Annotated in this window: 16 protein-coding genes; 6 read left to right on the top strand and 10 right to left on the bottom strand. The window is 70.0% G+C overall.

What is annotated here, in order from left to right:
* Positions 1–23: 23 nt before the first annotated feature.
* The 6 genes from ABT367_RS25385 to ABT367_RS25360 form a co-directional block, all read right to left on the bottom strand.
* Positions 24–464 (bottom strand): hypothetical protein, encoded by a 441-nt coding sequence (locus ABT367_RS25385; RefSeq protein ID WP_352255392.1) that lies wholly within the window; start codon positions 462–464, stop codon positions 24–26.
* 96 nt (positions 465–560) lie between these two features.
* On the bottom strand, positions 561–2,057 hold the full coding sequence (gene miaB / locus ABT367_RS25380; RefSeq protein WP_352255391.1) for a tRNA (N6-isopentenyl adenosine(37)-C2)-methylthiotransferase MiaB: 1,497 nt from the start codon (positions 2,055–2,057) through the stop codon (positions 561–563).
* Positions 2,058–2,294: 237 nt separating this feature from the next.
* Positions 2,295–3,224, bottom strand: a complete 930-nt coding sequence (locus ABT367_RS25375; RefSeq protein ID WP_352255390.1) for an amino acid ABC transporter permease — start codon at positions 3,222–3,224, stop codon at positions 2,295–2,297.
* Positions 3,221–3,889 carry an amino acid ABC transporter permease gene (locus ABT367_RS25370; protein WP_199546422.1) on the bottom strand — a complete coding sequence of 223 codons (669 nt, stop codon included), beginning with the start codon at positions 3,887–3,889 and terminating at the stop codon, positions 3,221–3,223. The genes ABT367_RS25375 and ABT367_RS25370 overlap by 4 nt, the downstream gene beginning before the upstream one ends.
* A 144-nt stretch (positions 3,890–4,033) precedes the next feature.
* Positions 4,034–4,885 (bottom strand): glutamate ABC transporter substrate-binding protein, encoded by an 852-nt coding sequence (locus tag ABT367_RS25365; RefSeq protein ID WP_352255389.1) that lies wholly within the window; start codon positions 4,883–4,885, stop codon positions 4,034–4,036.
* Between the two features lie 53 nt (positions 4,886–4,938).
* Positions 4,939–5,715: an amino acid ABC transporter ATP-binding protein gene (locus ABT367_RS25360; RefSeq protein WP_165333436.1), complete on the bottom strand. Its 777-nt coding sequence runs from the start codon at positions 5,713–5,715 to the stop codon at positions 4,939–4,941.
* Between the two features lie 251 nt (positions 5,716–5,966).
* Here ABT367_RS25360 and ABT367_RS25355 point away from each other — a divergent pair, with 251 nt between their 5' ends.
* Entirely contained in the window at positions 5,967–6,665 is a 699-nt protein-coding gene (locus tag ABT367_RS25355; RefSeq protein WP_352255388.1) for a response regulator transcription factor, read from the top strand.
* Positions 6,666–6,674: 9 nt separating this feature from the next.
* On the top strand, positions 6,675–8,075 hold the full coding sequence (locus tag ABT367_RS25350) for a sensor histidine kinase (protein WP_352255387.1): 1,401 nt from the start codon (positions 6,675–6,677) through the stop codon (positions 8,073–8,075).
* A 111-nt stretch (positions 8,076–8,186) separates the two neighbouring features.
* Here ABT367_RS25350 and ABT367_RS25345 read toward each other — a convergent pair whose 3' ends face one another.
* Entirely contained in the window at positions 8,187–9,179 is a 993-nt protein-coding gene (locus ABT367_RS25345) for a TAXI family TRAP transporter solute-binding subunit (RefSeq protein WP_352255386.1), read from the bottom strand.
* Positions 9,180–9,425: 246 nt separating this feature from the next.
* Between ABT367_RS25345 and ABT367_RS25340 the strand changes: the two genes are divergently transcribed.
* The 4 genes from ABT367_RS25340 to ABT367_RS25325 all read left to right on the top strand — a co-directional run bounded on the left by ABT367_RS25340 (position 9,426) and on the right by ABT367_RS25325 (position 12,254).
* Positions 9,426–11,096 (top strand): FAD-dependent monooxygenase, encoded by a 1,671-nt coding sequence (locus ABT367_RS25340; RefSeq protein WP_352255385.1) that lies wholly within the window; start codon positions 9,426–9,428, stop codon positions 11,094–11,096.
* A 31-nt stretch (positions 11,097–11,127) separates the two neighbouring features.
* Positions 11,128–11,214 (top strand): putative leader peptide, encoded by an 87-nt coding sequence (locus ABT367_RS25335; RefSeq protein ID WP_352255396.1) that lies wholly within the window; start codon positions 11,128–11,130, stop codon positions 11,212–11,214.
* 75 nt (positions 11,215–11,289) lie between these two features.
* Positions 11,290–11,823, top strand: coding sequence for a cysteine dioxygenase (locus ABT367_RS25330; RefSeq protein WP_352255384.1), 534 nt, complete (start codon positions 11,290–11,292; stop codon positions 11,821–11,823).
* Positions 11,820–12,254, top strand: coding sequence for a rhodanese-like domain-containing protein (locus tag ABT367_RS25325; protein ID WP_352255383.1), 435 nt, complete (start codon positions 11,820–11,822; stop codon positions 12,252–12,254). The genes ABT367_RS25330 and ABT367_RS25325 overlap by 4 nt, the downstream gene beginning before the upstream one ends.
* A gap of 133 nt (positions 12,255–12,387) precedes the next feature.
* Here ABT367_RS25325 and ABT367_RS25320 read toward each other — a convergent pair whose 3' ends face one another.
* The 3 genes from ABT367_RS25320 to recA all read right to left on the bottom strand — a co-directional run bounded on the left by ABT367_RS25320 (position 12,388) and on the right by recA (position 17,144).
* On the bottom strand, positions 12,388–14,916 hold the full coding sequence (locus ABT367_RS25320; RefSeq protein ID WP_352255382.1) for an ABC transporter permease: 2,529 nt from the start codon (positions 14,914–14,916) through the stop codon (positions 12,388–12,390).
* Positions 14,917–15,287: 371 nt separating this feature from the next.
* Positions 15,288–16,007, bottom strand: coding sequence for a recombination regulator RecX (recX, locus tag ABT367_RS25315; protein ID WP_352255381.1), 720 nt, complete (start codon positions 16,005–16,007; stop codon positions 15,288–15,290).
* A 3-nt stretch (positions 16,008–16,010) separates the two neighbouring features.
* Positions 16,011–17,144: a recombinase RecA gene (gene recA, locus ABT367_RS25310; protein WP_199546412.1), complete on the bottom strand. Its 1,134-nt coding sequence runs from the start codon at positions 17,142–17,144 to the stop codon at positions 16,011–16,013.
* Between the last annotated feature and the right edge of the window lie 251 nt (positions 17,145–17,395).

Genomic DNA, 17,395 nt, shown 5'->3' with positions numbered 1-17,395 from the left:
GTGCCGGACCGGTAGCCGGCGGCTCAGCCCGCGCTGCCGCCCCACCACTTCCCACCGCCGCGCTGCGCCCGCTTCGCCGCCTTCTCGGCGGCCTTGCGGGCCGCTCGCTCCTCGGCCTCCGCGCGCTTGCGCGCCTCGCGTTCCTCGGCCTCCGCCGCGCGCTGCGCCGCGGCCGCCTTCTCCGCCTGGACGCTGTCGTACAGCAGCTCGCCCACCGAGAAGCGGCAGCCGTAGTTCCGCATCGAGCCCTCGCTGACCAGCAGGAAGCCCTCGTCCGTGCGGTAGAGGCGGGTGGCCGAGGGGTTCATCGGGTGCTGCGGCACATAGCCGCGGGCCCGCTTCTCCAGCTCGACGAGCGCCTCTTCCCGCGAGCCCTCGACATGGTCGAGCACGTTGGCCGCGTACGCCTTGCGCTCGCCCATCCCGTCGGTCTCCTCGACGATCAGGCCCCACCACGTGCTCATACGGTCCCCCCGTAGTTCACCAGCGATCAGCAATCACCGGCCTGATGCGCTGATCGGCAATCACCCGACCTGATGCGCTGATCAGCAGCTTTCGGTTCAGTCGCAGCCGCAGCCCGACCCGGCAGGTGCGGGCTGCGGGGCCGGGGCGCCGATCGTCGGCAGGCCCAGCATCACGCCCGCGGCGGCCGGCGCGGGGGCGGCGTTGCGCTTCTCCCAGGCGTCGCCCGCGCGCGTACGGCGGACCGCGAGGACCGGGCCCTCGGCGAGGAGGTGGTGCGGCGCCGCGTACGTGATCTCGACGGTCACCACGTCGCCGGGGCGCACCTCTTCGTCCGGCTTCGTGAAGTGCACGAGACGGTTGTCGGGCGCACGGCCGGACAGACGGTGCGTGGAGTCGTCCTTGCGGCCCTCACCCTCGGCGACCATCAGGTCGAGGGTGCGGCCGACCTGCTTCTTGTTCTCGTCCCAGGAGATCTCCTCCTGGAGCTCGACCAGGCGCATATAGCGCTCCTGGACGACCTCCTTCGGGATCTGGCCCTCCATGTCGGCGGCCGGGGTCCCGGGGCGCTTGGAGTACTGGAACGTGAACGCGTTCGTGAAGCGCGCCTCGCGTACGACGTGCATGGTCTGCTCGAAGTCCGCCTCGGTCTCCCCGGGGAAGCCGACGATGATGTCGGTCGAGATGGCGGCGTCCGGCATGGCGGCGCGCACCTTCTCGATGATCCCGAGGAAGCGCTCCTGGCGGTACGAGCGGCGCATCGCCTTGAGGATCGTGTCCGAGCCCGACTGCAACGGCATGTGCAGCTGCGGCATGACATTCGGGGTCTCGGCCATGGCCGCGATCACGTCGTCGGTGAAGTCGCGCGGGTGCGGGGAGGTGAAGCGGACGCGCTCCAGGCCCTCGATCTCGCCGCAGGCGCGGAGCAGCTTGCTGAACGCCTCGCGGTCGCCGAGGTCGGAACCGTAGGCGTTGACGTTCTGGCCGAGCAGGGTGATCTCCGAGACGCCCTCGGCGACCAGGGCCTCCACCTCGGCGAGGATGTCGCCGGGCCTGCGGTCCTCCTCCTTGCCGCGCAGGGCGGGGACGATGCAGAAGGTGCAGGTGTTGTTGCAGCCGACGGAGATCGACACCCACGCCGCGTAGGCGCTCTCGCGCCGGGTCGGCAGCGTGGACGGGAAGGCCTCGAGCGACTCGGCGATCTCGACCTGGGCCTCTTCCTGGAGACGTGCGCGCTCCAAGAGGACCGGCAGCTTGCCGATGTTGTGCGTGCCGAAGACCACGTCGACCCAGGGGGCCCGCTTCACGATGGTGTCGCGGTCCTTCTGCGCGAGACAGCCGCCTACGGCGATCTGCATGCCCGGGCGCGTGGTCTTGCGGGGAGCGAGGCGGCCGAGGTTGCCGTACAGCTTGTTGTCGGCGTTCTCCCGTACCGCGCAGGTGTTGAAGACGACGACATCCGCGTCGCCGTCGGCGCCCTCCGGCGCGCGGACGTAACCGGCGTCCTCCAGAAGCCCGGAGAGCCGCTCGCTGTCGTGGACGTTCATCTGACAGCCGTAGGTCTTCACTTCGTACGTGCGCGGGGTTGCCGACATGCCAGAGATCAGTCCAAACGAGGGTCTACGGGTTCCGGAGCCGGATCCGGACAGGTCCGGAGCCGGGGCCGGAGGGGTCCGGGGGCTGCGTGGGCCGTCGCCTGCGGACGGCGGCCGGTCATCCAGTTTACGAGGCCGGGCGAGCGGGCTTGGTCGTCGGCGGGAAAGCCTGGGAATGCGCGGAGGGCAACGGTGTGATCACCGCTGCCCTCCGTGCATTCAGTACGTGCCTGGCGGTTACGTGCCCCCGCCGCTGCCGTCCCCGAACGATCCGCGGACGCCACCCGCGGTCAGGTGCGCAGCCGGAGGTTCCTCGCCCGTCCCGGTGCCCAGCACCGCCCCCGTGCTCTTCTTCGCCCGCCGAAGCCGCTTCTCCAGCCACGCCGCGAACGAGGTCAGAGCGAAGTTGAGGGCCACGAAGATCAACGCGATCACGATGAAGGTGGGGATCGGGTTGCCGAAGAACCCGGAGATGGTCTTCCGGGAGTTGAGGAGCTCGGTGAAGTTCAGCATCACACCGCCGAGCGCGGTGTCCTTGAGGATCACCACGAGCTGGCTGACGATCGCCGGCAGCATCGCCGTCACGGCCTGCGGCAGCAGCACGGACCGCATGACCTGGCCCTTGCGCAGGCCGATGGCCTTGGCCGCCTCGGTCTGTCCCTTGGGCAGGGACAGGATGCCCGCCCGGACGATCTCGGCGAGGACGGAGGCGTTGTACAGAACCAGGCCGGTGACCACCGCGTAGAGCGGGCGGACCTCGGAACTGATGGTCAGCGACCAGTACTGCGAGAAGTACTCGTTGGCGAACACCATGAGGATCAGGACCGGGATCGCGCGGAAGAGCTCCACGATGAACGTGGCGGGAGCCCGCACCCAGCGGTGATCGGAGAGCCGGGCTATGCCGAGCACGGCTCCGAGCGGCAGGGCGATCACCATCGCCAGGGCGGCGGCCTTGAGCGTGTTGGCCAGCGCCGGCAGCAGGTAGGTCGTCCACACGTCGGCGGTGAGGAAGGGCTCCCACTTCGCCCACACCCACTGGTCCGTGTCGCCCATGAGCTTGATCGCCCACCAGGCGACCAGGGCGAACAGGACCACGAAGACTGCCGAGAAGATGAGGTTGCGCCGCTTGGCCTTGGGGCCGGGGATGTCGTACAGGACCGAGCTCATCGCTTCACCGCCACGCGCTTGCCGAACCAGCCGAGGAGAAGGCCCGTCGGCAGGGTGAGAATCACGAATCCGAGCGCGAAGATCGCGACGGTCGCATAGAGCTGCGCCTCGGTCTCCACGATCTCCTTCATGAGGAGGCCGGCCTCTGCCACACCGATCGCGGCTGCGATCGTGGTGTTCTTCGTCAGGGCGATGAGGACGTTGGTCAGCGGGGCCACCACCGAACGGAACGCCTGCGGCAGCACCACCAGGGTCAGCACCTGGGTGAAGTTCAGACCGATGGCGCGTGCCGCCTCGGCCTGCCCCACCGGAACGGTGTTGATGCCGGAGCGCAGGGCCTCACAGACGAATGCGGCGTGGTAGACGATCAGGCCGAGCACCGCGAGACGGAAGCCCTGGGCCTTGAGGTCGTCGGGAGCGCCCAGCGTGATGTGGAAAGTGTCGGCGAGGCCGAGCGAGGTGAAGACGATGATGACGGTCAGCGGGATGTTCCGCACCACGTTCACGTAGACGGTCCCGAAGCCGCGCATCAGCGGAACCGGGCTGACACGCATCGCGGCAAGGAGGGTGCCCCACACCAGGGACCCTATGCCGGAGAAGACGGTCAGCTGCACCGTCGTCCAGAACGACCCGAGCAGGTCGTAGCCTTCAAGAAAGTCGAACACGATCTCCCGCGCTTCCGCGTGTCGTTGGCCGGACGCGCCACCCGGGCCGTGTGTTCACAAGCCGGGTGGCGCGCCGTCGAAATGCCGCGGCCGCGGGATCCGGGCAAACGCCCGGTCAGGTCCTCAAGGGCCGCTGGTCAAGGGTTACTTGACGATGTTGCCGATCTTCGGGGCCGGCTCGTTCTTGTAGCCGGCCGGGCCGAAGTTGTCATCGACAGCCTTCTGCCAGGCACCGTCGGCGACCATCTTCTCGAGGGCCTTGTTGATCTTGTCCTTGAGGGCGGTGTTGCCGTCCTTGACGCCGATGCCGTAGTTCTCGTTGCTGAGCTTCAGGCCGGCGAGCTTGAACTTGCCCTTGTACTGCTCCTGCGAGGCGTAACCCGCGAGGATCGAGTCGTCGGTGGTCAGCGCGTCGATGCTGCCGCCCGCAAGACCCTCGAGGCACTCGGAGTAGGTGCTGAGCTCCTTGAGCTGCGCCTTCGGAGCGATCTCCTTCTTGACGTTCTGCGCGGAGGTCGAACCCGACACCGAGCAGAGCTTCTTGCCGTTGAGGTCCGTGCCTTCCTTGATGTCGGAGTCCGACGCGACAAGGAGGTCCTGGTGGGCCAGGAGGTACGGACCGGCGAAGTCGACCAGCTTGTCGCGCTCGTCGTTGATCGAGTACGAGGCGGCGATGAACTCGACGTCACCGCGCTTGAGAGCGGTCTCGCGGTCGGCGCTCGGCGTCTCGACGAACTCGATCTGGTCCTCGGAGTAGCCGAGCTCCTTGGCCACGAAGGTGGCGACGTCGACATCGAAGCCCGCGAAGCTGCCGTCGGGCGCCTTCTGGCCGATGCCCGGCTGGTCGTACTTGATGCCGATCTTGATCGACTTGTTGCCGCCACCGTCGGAGCCCGAACCGCCCTTGTCCTTCTTGCCGCCGTCGCCACAGGCCGTGGCGGTCAGCGCGAGCGCGAGAACGGAGACGGTGGCGATACCGGCTTTGCGGAGCTTCATGATGAACATCCTTTGCGTTTCGGTGAGTTGCAGCAGCTCTGTGGTGCAGGAGCTCAGTGGTGCAGGATCTTCGACAGGAAGTCCTTGGCGCGGTCACTGCGGGGTGCGGTGAAGAACTTGTCCGGGGTCGCCTGCTCGACGATCTGGCCGTCCGCCATGAAGACGACGCGGTTGGCGGCCGAGCGGGCGAAGCCCATCTCATGAGTGACGACGACCATGGTCATGCCGTCGCGCGCGAGCTGCTGCATGACCTCGAGCACCTCGTTGATCATCTCCGGGTCCAGCGCGGAGGTCGGCTCGTCGAAGAGCATGACCTTCGGCTCCATGGCCAGGGCGCGCGCGATCGCGACGCGCTGCTGCTGGCCACCGGAGAGCTGGGCCGGATACTTGTCGGCCTGGGTCGCGACGCCGACCCGGTCGAGGAGGGCGCGCGCCTTCTCCTCGGCCTCGGCCTTCGACTTCTTGCGGACCTTGATCTGGCCCAGCGTGACGTTCTCGAGAACGGTCTTGTGGGCGAAGAGGTTGAAGGACTGGAAGACCATGCCGACGTCGGCCCGCAGCCGTGCCAGCTCCTTGCCTTCCGCGGGCAGCGGCTTGCCGTCGAGCGAGATGCTCCCGGAGTCGATGCCTTCGAGGCGGTTGATCGCCCGGCAGAGCGTCGACTTGCCCGAGCCCGAGGGCCCGATCACGACGACGACCTCGCCGCGGGCGATGGTCAGGTCGATGTCCTGGAGCACATGCAACGCGCCGAAGTGCTTGTTGACGTTCTTCAGCACGACCAGTTCGTCCGCCGCAGGCACAGCGTCCTTGGTCACCGATACTTCGGCCATGGGGGTCTTGCTCCATCCTCCTCGGTTGGGAGGACAGTAGTAACGCGGTAAGACCAGCGTCATTACATCTGAGGGGAAATTGAGCATAACGATCCGGCCGCAACCGGACACACTGCGTGAAGGGGACGCCCGCTCCGCGTACCGGCTGGATAACGGAACCCGCCCGTAACAAGAACGGCCTTGACGTCGTCACCGTGTATCGGCGTGACTGCCTGAGTGCATAAGACCTGCGTGAACGGAAGGAGGACAGGATGAGACTGCTGCTCGTCGAGGACGACGACCACGTGGCCGCCGCACTGTCCGCCGTTCTCGCCCGGCACGGCTTCGACGTCGTTCACGCTCGCAACGGCGAGGAGGCGCTGCGCGCGCTCCTCCCCACGGACAAACCGCCCTTCGGGGTCGTACTGCTCGATCTCGGACTTCCCGACCAGGACGGGTACGAGGTCTGCGGGAAGATCCGCAAGCGCAGTGCGACACCTGTGATCATGGTGACCGCGCGCGGCGACATCCGCAGCCGCATCCACGGCCTGAACCTCGGCGCCGACGACTACGTCGTGAAGCCTTACGACACCGGGGAGTTGCTGGCCCGTATCCACGCGGTGAGCCGGCGTACGACGCAGGATGACTCCACCGGTCCGATCGAGACGGGCATCACGCTCGGGGACGTCCATGTGGAGCTGCCGACGCGCAAGGTGACCGTCTCCGGCGAGGACGTCCAGCTGACGCGCAAGGAGTTCGACCTGCTCGCGCTGCTCGCCCAGCGCCCCGGCGTGGTCTTCCGCCGGGAGCAGATCATCAGCGAGGTCTGGCAGACCAGCTGGGAGGGCACGGGCCGCACCCTCGAGGTCCACGTGGCCTCGCTGCGCTCCAAGCTGCGGATGCCCGCGCTGATCGAGACCGTGCGCGGTGTCGGCTACCGGCTCGTCGCTCCTGCCGCCCCTGTCTCATAAGGCCACTTCGTGCGTACGCGCCTGCTCCCGCTGCTCATCGTGCTCATGGCGGCCATCCTGCTCGCCCTCGGTTTTCCGCTGGCGGTGAGCCTGGCGGCGGCGCAGCAGCAGAAGGTCGTGGTCGACCGGATCGAGGATGCCGCCCGTTTTGCGGGACTTGCCCAGTACGTCACCGATCCGTCCAAGGATCTGCCCGGTGTCGAGGGCGAGCGCCGCAAGACGCTGCGCAAGGATCTCGAGCGCTATTACAAGGTCTACGGGATCCGCGCCGGCGTCTTCTTCCGCGACCACAGCGAGATGGTCGCCTCGCACGACTGGTCCGTGCCCGAGGAGGGCGAGGGCCGTGAGGCCTTCGACGACGCGCTCTACAGCCACAGCAGCCAGGACCCGCGGCAGATCTGGCCCTGGCAGAAGCGGCGTCTGTACGTGGCCAGTCCGGTCGTACGGGACGGGGATGTCGTCGCCGTCGTGCTCACGGACTCGCCCACCGGCAAGATGCGCTCCGAGATCACCCGCGGCTGGCTGCTCATCGGGGCCGGTGAGGCCGCCGCGATGTTCCTGGCGATCGGGGCCGCGCTGCGCCTGACGGGCTGGGTGCTGCGTCCCGTACGGGATCTCGACGCGACCACGCACGACATCGCGACGGGACGGCTCAAGTCCCGGGTCGCGGTGGCGGGCGGACCGCCCGAACTACGGCGTCTGGCCCGCTCGTTCAACGAGATGGCGGACAACGTCGAGGACGTCCTGGAGCAGCAGCGCGCGTTCGTCGCGGACGCCTCGCACCAGCTCCGCAATCCGCTGGCCGCGCTGCTCCTGCGGATCGAGCTGCTCGCGCTCGAACTGCCCGAGGGCAACGAGGAGATCGCCTCGGTCCGTACGGAGGGCAAGCGGCTCGCGCAGGTCCTGGACGATCTGCTCGACCTCGCGCTCGCCGAGCACGCGGGCATCGAACCGGAGTTGACGGACATCGGCGAACTGGTCGCCGAGCGGGTCGCGGCCTGGGGGCCGCTCGCCGAGGACAAGGGCGTCGAGCTGCGCACCGAGGGGCTGCGCGCGACGACGGCCTGGGCGGATCCGGTGACCCTGTCCAGCGCCCTGGACGCGGTGATCGACAACGCCCTGAAGTTCACGCCCGCCGGCGAGCAGGTCACCGTGACGGTCGCGGCCAACGGCGCCTCGACCACGGTGGAGATCGCGGACGGCGGTCCCGGACTCACCGACGAGGAGCTGAACCGGATCGGCGACCGCTTCTGGCGCAGCAACCGCCACCAGAACATCAAGGGCTCAGGCCTTGGCCTGTCCATCACCCGAGCTCTGCTGACGTCGTTCGACGGCACGATCGCTTACGCCCCGAACGAGCCGCACGGCTTGAAGGTGACCCTGACGCTGCCGCGCTCGACCGGCGCCTGAGCTCACGCTTCACGGCTTGACCGACCGGTCATCCCGAGCCCACGGCTTCAAAGCTTTACGGCTTTACGGCTTTACGGCTTCACGGCTTTACGACTTCACGGCTTCACGGCTTCACGGCTTCACTGACCGGTAATACCGCCGAGCCCCTTCATGCAGATCCAACGGATCCGTGTACACCGCCGTCCGCAGATCCACCAGCTGCGCCGCATGCACCCGCTGCCCGATCGCGTCCCGGTGGTCTATGACCACCCGCGTCAGCCACTCCGTGACCCGCGCGTCCGCCTGCTCCGTGGTGACCAGCAGGTTGGCGACCGCGATGGTCTGTACCGCCTTGCCGCCCTGCGCCTCGGGATAGGCGTCGGTCGGCATGATCGCCGCGCGGTAGTAGCTGGACCGGCCGCCCTGACGGTGCAGCTCGTCCACCAGACTGCCGAGTTCGACCAGGCGGATGTCGGTCTTCTCGGAGAGGTCCTTCACGAACGGCGTCGTCAGCCCGCCGGACCAGAAGAACGCGTCCACGTCCCCCGTGGTCAACGCCGGACCCGCCGCCTGCGACGCCGTGTCCACGGCGTCGATGTCACCGAGATCGAGGCCCGCCGCGGCCAGCACCCGTTCGGCGATGATCCGCACCCCGGAGCCCTCCGGCCCCACCACGACCCGCTTGCCCTTCAGGTCCGCGACCTTCGCCACGCGCGAATCCCCGCTCACGACCAGGTGCACATAGTCGTCGTACAGCCGCACGCAGCCGCGCAGCCGGTCCCAGCCGCTGCCCTTGTCCTGCTGGTACTGCCGCACCGCGTCGGCCGCCGCGATGGTGTAGTCGGCCTCGCCGGTGGCCACCCGCCGCACGTTCTCCTTGGAGCCCTGGCTGCTCCACAAGTCGATGTCCAGATCGGGCAGATCGTCGGCGGCGGCCTTCTTCAGCTCGTTGCCGTACACCTCGTACACGCCCGAGGCCCCACCGGTGCTGAAGACGACCTTCCCGCCGGGCGGGCCCTCCCCCAACGGCAGCAACCACCACAGAAGCAGCCCGAACACCACAAGCCCGGCGCCCGCCCCTTCGAGGGCGCGGCGCCTGCTGATGCGCGGGAGTACGAGCGGCATGCGCGCGATCCTGCCAGGTCACGCGCTGTGAGCACCAGGGCCGATGTCACACCGTGACCGCAGGGCGCCGCTGCCGGGCCGCTTACAGGGTGAGACCGCCGAAGGGAAGCGTTCCGGGCGGGCGGGAGGCGCAGCTTGACTCGGGAGGCATGCAGTCGGTTGCATACGTTCTGTGATCGTGCACCTTGCGCCAACTGCCCTCTCCCGTACGTCGCGCAGCACCCGGACGGCAGGAGGCGCCGCACCGTGGACCCGGTGATCATCGCGGGTGCCGGGCCCGTGGGCCTCACGTCGGCCCTGGCCCTGGCCCGGCACGGCGTCCCGTCCGTCGTCCTGGACGAGGGTCCGGGCAAGGACGAGCAGCGGCCCGCCCGCACCGTGGTCCTGCGCGAGGACACCGCCGCCCTCGTCGAACGGCTCACGGGGATCACGTTGAGCGACACCCGCTGGACGGGCTGGCGTTCGTTGCGCCGTAAGCAGGAACTGCGCCAGGTCGCCTTCGACGAAGCCGACCCGGGCCCCGCGCATCTCGCCCAGCACACGCTCACCGCCGCTCTACGGGCCGCCGTCGACGAGGAACGCCTGGTCAGGGTGGCCGTCGACAGCCGCCTCGACTCGATCGAGCAGGACGCGGGCGGGGTCACCGCGCACACCAAGGGGCCCAAGGGCACATGGTGGCGCGGCAGTTATCTGATCGGCTGCGACGGTCCGCGCTCCACGGTGCGCAAGCTGCTGGACGTCCGCTTCCCCGGCCGTACGGCGGTGGAGCGGCACGCCGTCGCGGCGCTGCGGGCCGAGCTGCCGTGGCCCGGCGAGGCCATGCTGCACCGCATGGCGACCTGGCGCGGCGCCCCGGCCGAGATCACCGCGCGCCCGCTGCGGGACGACGTCTGGCGGCTCGACTGGCTGCTGCCCGCCCGCAGCGAACTCGTCACGCCCGAGCGCCTGGTGGCCCTGGTACGGGACACGCTGGCCGGCTGGTGCGGTACGACACCCCCGTACGAACTGCTCGACACCGGCGTGCACACCGTGCACCACCGGCTCGCACGGCGCTGGCGCGTGGGCCGCTGCTTCCTCGCCGGGGACGCGGCCCATCTTCTGGGCGCCCTCGGCACCCAGGGGGTGGACGAGGGGCTGCGCGATGCGGACAACCTCGCCTGGAAGCTGGCGCTGTGCCGCGACCACGGTGAGTCGAAGCTGCTGCTCGACAGCTACCAGGCCGAGCGCCGCACCGCGGTCGCGGCCCGGCTGCGCGCCGCCGACCAGGCGCTGCCGATACTGCGCGGCGGCGGGGGCCTGCGGGCGTATGTGCCGGGGACGGCGCGCGGGCATGACGCGCTCCTGACCGACGGGCACTTGGGGCGCGGGCCGCTGGGCTCACTGCCGGCGTACGACCGGTCGCCTCTCGCGCTCGATGAGCCCTCTCAGTCCCAGGTCACGGTCGGTACGGCGCCGGGCGCACCGATCGCCGACGTACCGGTGACCGCACCGGACGGCGCCGAGGTCCGGCTGCGGGACCGGCTCGGGCGCGGGCGTGTCCTTGTCGTCCTGGTCGCGCCCGGCACGGGCGTGTGGGACCGGCGGCACTGGCTGAAGGCCGGGGTGATGCCGCGGCTCGCGGCGGCGGTCACCGCGCTGCCCCTGCCTGCCGAGCTCCTCGTCGCGGAGGGCTATCCCGGCGCGGTCGCCCACACGGTGCTGCTGATCCGGCCCGACGGTCATCTGGTGACGGCGCTGAGCGGGGTACGGCCCGCGGAGTTGTACGCGGCGGCCGATACTGCGCGCGGCGGGAAACCCGCTCCGCCGGCGGGCGCACGGCGTGCGATGGCGGACGAAGAAGGCGCGGCGGCGGGTGACCCGGGCGCGTCCGGATCCACCGCGGCGCTCCCCGCCATCCGAGCCGCGGACGCCGATTGACCGCCACGTTCCGTCATGGTGTACTCCGCCCATGACGGAACGTGGCGTGCAAATGTGGCGGAGGGTCCATCTGGACCTGGTCCGCTACGCAGGCTGCGTCTGTACCGAACCCTGCTGATTCGCCCTTCCCCAGCGCTCCCCGCCCGACGGCGGGTTCGACGCGCATCCCCAGCGAACCTTCAGGACGGTATCCGTGTCCGCACCTTCCGCCGCCTCGACGACCCCTGCCACAGCGGCCCCCACTCCGGCTCAACTCCTCGACTTCGTCACCCGCAGCGCCGCCGACGCCGAGCTCATCGCCTCGCTCCCGCTCGACCCCGAGGGCCGCACCTGGCTGCGACTCGAAGGGCCCGGCGGCAGCGAGGCCTGGCTGATCGGCTGGCCGCCGGGCACCGGTACCGGCTGGCACGACCACGCCGAGTCCATCGGCGCGTTCGCCACGGCGGCGGGCGCGCTCAAGGAGAACTCCCTCGCCGTCCGGATCCCCACCTTCGCCTGGAAGTCCCTGGAACTGGCCGAAGACCTCGACAGGGAAAGGGTGTTGGCGACCGGCGAGGGCCGGGCGTTCGGGCAGCACCACGTGCACGAGGTGCTCAACGAGTCCACCGAGCGGCACGCGGTCTCGGTGCACGCCTACCACCCGCCGCTCCCTTTGATCCGCCGCTACAGCCGCACCGGCCCGATCCTGCGCCTGGAAGACGTCGAGCAGCCGGAGGACTGGCAGTGAGCACCCACCCGGTTTCGATCGACGAATATCTGGAACGGGTGCGTGCGGGTCTCGACCGGATCACTCCGCAGGAGGCCCACGAGGGCTTCCAGGCCGGCGAGTTGCTGCTCGTGGACACCCGCTACGCGGAACTGCGGGAGCGCGACGGCCTGGTCCCCGGGGCGCTCGTGGTCGAACGCAATGAGCTCGAATGGCGCCTCGACCCGCTGGGCAGCCATCGCGCCGCCGCAGTCACCCGGCACGACCAGCGCCTGGTGATCTTCTGCAACGAGGGCTACGCCTCCAGCCTCGCCGTGCACTCCCTGCACCGGCTCGGCCTGCACCGCGCCACCGATCTGATCGGCGGCTTCCAGGCCTGGCGCCGGGCAGGACTTCCGGTGGTGGCCGCGGCTTCGGTGCCGGATGCGGTGACCAGGCCGATCGCGCACTGAGGGCCCCGCACCCGGCGGGTGAGGGCCCCTTTTTGTCCGCGGATGAGGGCTCTCTTCTGTCCGCGGACGAGGGTTCCTTCGATACGGGGGCGAGTCGGCCCCGTATCGGAGGAACCCCGCACCGTGGCAGCCGCTACTCCTTGGCCAGCGCCGCCTCCACCGGGCGGGCCCGCAGGGCCGAGCGGCCGGGCAGGGAGGTCGCGACGAGAGCGAGCGCGGCGGCCGCGGCGATCACCGTGACGTACAGGAGCGGAGCCATCGAAGGCGCGGCGGCGCCCGTCATGCCGACGCTGAAGGCCGTGAGGACGGCCAGCGCGATACCGCTGCCGAGTGCCGTGGCGAGCAGCAGGACCGAGACGGCCTCGATCCGCAGCATGCGCAGCACCTGGTGCCGGGTCGCGCCGACGAGACGCAGCTGGGCGAACTCGCGGACACGTGCCGATACGGACATCACCAGGGTGTTGACGACGGCGATCGCGGTGAAGGCGAGGACGAGGGCCATGGCGAGCAGGTTGACCTCGGCGTTGGCCTGCTGACGTTCGGCCTGCAGCTGGTCGGCCTCGCCGGGGGCGAGGATCTGGGTGCCGGGGAAGTCCTCGAGCGCGTCGGCCAGTTGGTGTCGCGGGGCGTCCGAGGCGACGAGGACGGTGGCGGCCAGGGGGTTGTCGACGTGGGCGGCGACGAGGTCGTGGGCGAGGGTGAGGTCGCCGAAGCCGAGTCCGCGGGCGTAGACGGCGGTGACCTCGACGGTGGCGGGGGTGCCGTCACCGAGGGTGAGCTTCAGTGTGCTGCCGGGCTTCAACCCGAGCTGGTCGGCGGCGAGTTCGCTGACCGCCGCGCTCTGCGGGCCGAAGCCCTCGAGCGAGCCGGCCGTGACCTCGGGGTCCCAGGTGCGGGTGAGGCCCTCGGGGCTGACGCCCTGGGTCTGGTACTTGTCGAGGCCGACGCGCACCGTGGTCCGTACGACCTCGGTGGCGGCGGCGCCCGAGTCCCGGATCTTCTCGGCGGCCCCGGCCGGCACACCCGGACCCTGCGCGGAGAGCACCCAGTCGGCCCGTACGCCTTCGCGGGCCTGGGCGCGGGAGGCGTCGCCGAGCGTGGACTGGACGAACAGGACCGTGCAGGTCATACCGATCAGGAGGACGAGCGGGGTGACCACGGAGGCCATCCGGACCGAGTTGCCGCGCAGATTGGCGGTGGCGAGCTTTCCGCCGTGTCCGGTGAGCCGCAGCGGGAGCTTCAGGAAGGACGCGGTGGCCTTGACGAGGAGCGGCCCGAGCAGCGCGACGGCGATGGCGAGGACCACAACGGCCAGGAAGGTCACGGGAGTCGATGCGGGTTCGGTGCGCAGCGTGCTGAGCACCGCGACAAGGGTGATGCCGCCGGCGAGGGTGACGCATCCCGCCGCGATACGGGTCCACGCGGGGCGCGCGGGTTGCAGGGCCGCCTCCGACAGGGCCTGCGCGGGGCGGATGCGGGCGATACGGCGGCCGGAGATACGGGCGGCGGCCCAGGCTCCGAACAAGGTCGCGCCGAAGGCGGCGAAGAGCGGGAAGACGCTGACCGTGTGGTCGAGGGAGGCGGGGATGGCGCCGGCCTCGACGAAACGGTGCTGCAGCCAGGAGCCGAGCGGGAGTCCGAGCAGCGCTCCGGCGAGGCCGGCCACCGCGCCGACCACCAGGGCTTCGCGGGCGAGCAGTTGACGGATCTGCTTCGAGGTCGTGGCGATCGCGCGCAGCAGGGCGAGTTCGCGATGGCGCTGCTGCACGGAGAGCGCGAAGGTGCCGACGACCACGAGGACGGCGACGAGCAGGGAGGTGCCGCCCATCGCGCCACCCATGGAGACGAGCTTGACGCGGGCCCCCGCGGCATCGAGGAACTCGACGGCGCCCTTGGCCTCACCCGTGCTGACCTGGACCTGCGGTGCGGGGAGCGCCTCGCGCAGCCGCTCGCTCAACGCGCTTGCGGAGACGCCGTCCTCGGGGATCACCGCGAGGGCCGTGACCTGGCCGGGGTGCGCGGCAAGCCGCTCGGCCTCCGCGTCGCTGAAGAAGAGCGCGCTCTGGTGCTCGAGGTCCTGTCCCTGGGCGGGGGCGGCGATCCCGCTGATGCGATACGTATGCGGGGCCTGTGTGGACTGCACGGTGAGCCGGTCACCCGCGGCAAGACCGGCGCGCTCGGCCAGTCCCCGGTCGATGACCAGATCACCGGCGCCCTCGGGTGCCGTGCCGTCGGTGAGGCGGAAGGGGGTCAGGGTGGCGGAGGACCAGGCGTGGCCGAGGGACCGGCCGGTGTGCGGGGTGCCCAACGGCTGGGCGAGGAAGGACAGTTCGGGGATCACCTGCCCGACTCCGTCGACGGCGCGTACCTCGTCGGCCGTGGCGCGGGGCAGCCAGGCCCGCTCGGCGAGGGGCTTGGCCTTGTGCTTGACCTTGGTCTTGCCCTTCTTCTCCTTGACCGTGGTGCGATGCACGTTCTGGTCGGCGGAGACGATGATCGGGGCGCCGGCATAGCGTTCGGTGGCGATCTTTCCCCGCAGCCCGGTCTCGAGCAGCGAGCCGCAGGCGGCGATCAGCGCTGCGGCACACATCAGCGCGAGAAACGCTCCGACGAAGCCGCCTTTGCGGTGTCGGACGGTCCTGAAGGCGTAGCGCAGCAGCATGACGCACGGTCTCTTTTCGGTTGTCGGGGACGGGGCCGAAAGCCCTTCTGGTGTGCGCCTCCACAGTGCTGCGCACACCCCGCCCGACACACTGGAGCCGTCTGCCGTCCCTTGCGGGGGCTATCCCCACCGCTGCTGCTACGGCTTTCCCGGGCGCCGCGCCCCCCGGCCCGGGCACCACGCGTTCGGGCCCGGGCGCCACACTGCCCGGCCCGAGCGCCCCGGCTCACTTGGCCAGGACCCCAGGCCCGAGTGCCCCGGCTCACTCGCCCAGGACCCCAGACCCGAGAGCCCCGGTTCACTCGCCCAGGACCCCAGACCCGAGCACCCCGGCTCACTCACCCAGGAACCCTCGGCCCGAGCACTCCCGCTCACTCGCCCAGGAACCCCAACTCCTCGACGTCCTCGCCCTCTTGCTCCAGCGCCTGGCGCACCACCCGCAGCGCCATCCCCTCCGGATATCCCTTGCGCGCCAGCATCCCCGCGAGCCGGCGCAGGCGCTTGTCGCGGTCGAGGCCGCGGGTCGTGCGCAGCTTGCGGGCGACCAGTTCGCGGGCCGTCTCCTCCTCCTGGTCGGAGTCGAGCTGCCCCACGGCCTCGTCGATGGTCGCCGAGTCGACCCCCTTCGTCCGCAACTCCCTTGCCAGGGCACGCCGGGCGAGCCCTCGGCCGTGATGCCGTGACTCGACCCATGCGTCGGCGAACGCCGCGTCGTTGATCAGCCCGACCTCTTCGAAGCGGGAGAGGACTTCCTCCGCCACCTCGTCGGGGATCTCCTTCTTGCGCAGCGCATCGGCTAGCTGCTGACGCGTGCGCGGGGTGCCGGTGAGCAGGCGCAGACAGATGTTCCGCGCGCGCTCGGCCGGGTCGGCCTCCCGCTCCGGCCGGCCTTCCCGGCGCGACTCCCGCTCCGGGTGCCCCTGCGCACGCGGCTCCCCCTCCCCGGCCCTCGACGGATCAGGGGAACCGCTGTCCTGTTCGCCGGACCCGCGCCGGCGTCCGCCGCCCCCACGGCGTCCGCGCTTGGGCGGCTCGGACGGCCCGAGGTCGGAGTCCCCCGACTCCCCGGGCCAGTCGGTGCGTCGTACCACGGATCAGCTCTTGGCCGCCGCGGCCTTGGTCGCCTTGGCCTTGGTGGCCGGAGCCGGGACCGTCTTGGCAGCGGCGTCCTTGTCGGCATCGGCCGCGGCCGGACCGGCGGCGTCCGCACCGGGCGCGACCTCCGGGGCCGGCTTCACACCGACGCCGAGCTTCTCCTTGATCTTCTTCTCGATCTCATTGGCGAGATCGGGGTTGTCCTTCAGGAAGTTACGGGCGTTCTCCTTGCCCTGGCCGAGCTGGTCGCCCTCGTACGTGTACCAGGCGCCGGCCTTGCGTACGAAGCCGTTCTCCACGCCCATGTCGATCAGGCCGCCCTCGCGGCTGATGCCATGCCCGTAGAGGATGTCGAACTCGGCCTGCTTGAACGGCGGCGCGACCTTGTTCTTGACGACCTTGACGCGGGTGCGGTTGCCGACCGCGTCCGTGCCGTCCTTGAGGGTCTCGATACGGCGGATGTCGAGCCGCACCGAGGCGTAGAACTTGAGCGCGCGGCCACCGGTCGTGGTCTCCGGCGAGCCGAACATCACGCCGATCTTCTCGCGCAGCTGGTTGATGAAGATCGCCGTGGTCTTGGACTGGTTGAGCGCCGAGGTGATCTTCCGCAGCGCCTGGGACATCAGACGGGCCTGCAGACCCACGTGGCTGTCGCCCATCTCGCCCTCGATCTCCGCGCGCGGCACAAGGGCGGCGACGGAGTCGATGACGATGAGGTCGAGGGCGCCGGAGCGGACCAGCATGTCGACGATCTCGAGGGCCTGCTCACCGTTGTCCGGCTGGGACAGGATGAGGTTGTCGATGTCGACGCCGAGCTTCTTGGCGTACTCGGGGTCGAGCGCGTGCTCGGCGTCCACGAAGGCCACCTGGCCGCCGGCGCGCTGGGCGTTGGCCACCGCGTGCAGGGTCAGCGTGGTCTTACCGGAGGACTCCGGTCCGTACACCTCCACCACGCGGCCGCGCGGGATGCCGCCGACGCCGAGCGCGACGTCGAGTGCGGTCGACCCGGTGGGGATGACCTCGATGGGCTCGTTCGGCCGCTCGCCCATGCGCATCACTGCGCCCTTGCCGAATTGGCGTTCAATCTGTGCGAGGGCGGTTTCAAGCGCCTTCTCGCGGTCCGTACCTGCCATGGGTTCCACCCGATTTGCTTGAGTCGATCGCTTCACGTCAAAGACGCTATCGCCTGCCACTGACAATCCGCCTCGACGCCCGTCCAGCCTGTGGATAACTCCGCGCGAATCCCGGAGCGATCCCGCGACAACCCCGGAATCTCGGGCCTGCAGAGAGGCCAGACCATCCATGAGAATGGATGTTCGATTTTCGTGTCAAGCGCACCACGCGGCACGCGGGGCTGCTGTCCAGTGGGACTGTCCCGTGACAC

This window comes from Streptomyces mesophilus (genome assembly GCF_040300965.1).
Lineage (GTDB): Bacteria > Actinomycetota > Actinomycetes > Streptomycetales > Streptomycetaceae > Streptomyces > Streptomyces mesophilus_A.
The sequence above is the reverse complement of the archived record's forward strand: the minus strand, read 5'-3'. Positions and strand labels throughout refer to the sequence as shown.